The sequence below is a fragment of the Psychrobacter sp. 1U2 genome, from assembly GCF_051847575.1.
Genome location: NZ_JBPYDC010001754.1, coordinates 1 through 532, shown reverse-complemented (window position 1 = coordinate 532; position 532 = coordinate 1). Strand labels below are relative to the sequence as shown.

Sequence of the window (532 nt, the reverse complement as noted above, 5' to 3'; positions counted from 1 at the left end):
CCATATTATGGGTGAGCCAATGATTAGCTTACGAGTAATCGGAAGGATGATTGCTGATTTTAGCTTGTGGGTGCTTGCAAATGGTGCCAATCCATTCATTACTTACCGTGGTACAGTATCGTTGACGGCCTTTTGTTTAGGACTGGCGTTGTTGGCAGTAATTACTAGTATTATTTGTGGTTTAACCTTTAAAGCGATTTGGCGCTATAGAACAGTGACGAGCTGGCAAAAGCGTCAAAAAGAACCTTCAGATAAACCACCAAAGACGTAGTAGAACTCATCTGTATTAAGTGAGTTATACTTTTAAAAGTACTACCCTTCTTCTTGGTCTTTGTTTATAGCATCAACGACTTGATCAGTAAAACTGTTATCCATCACTAAAATCTCTATTACTTCTTTATTTTTAAGTAATGTATAACGCTTCCCTGTAGCGCTATCTTGAGCTTTTAGATCATAGTCAGCACCAGCAAGCGTAATAGCGTCAAAAGCAGGGGTCAGTAGCTCTATTTGAGTCTGTCGATCGATCGTCTCA

At 39.5% G+C, this 532-nt stretch carries 1 protein-coding gene and 1 pseudogene; one reads left to right on the top strand and one right to left on the bottom strand.

The window, feature by feature from the left end:
• Window positions 1-271, top strand: a pseudogene (locus tag ACS8FD_RS24230) (DUF2062 domain-containing protein); the annotation flags it as partial.
• Window positions 272-312: 41 nt separating this feature from the next.
• On the opposite strand, the gene ACS8FD_RS24225 reads toward ACS8FD_RS24230, so the two are convergent.
• On the bottom strand, window positions 313-532 hold a 220-nt coding region (locus tag ACS8FD_RS24225), incomplete at its 5' end, for a hypothetical protein (protein WP_439277721.1).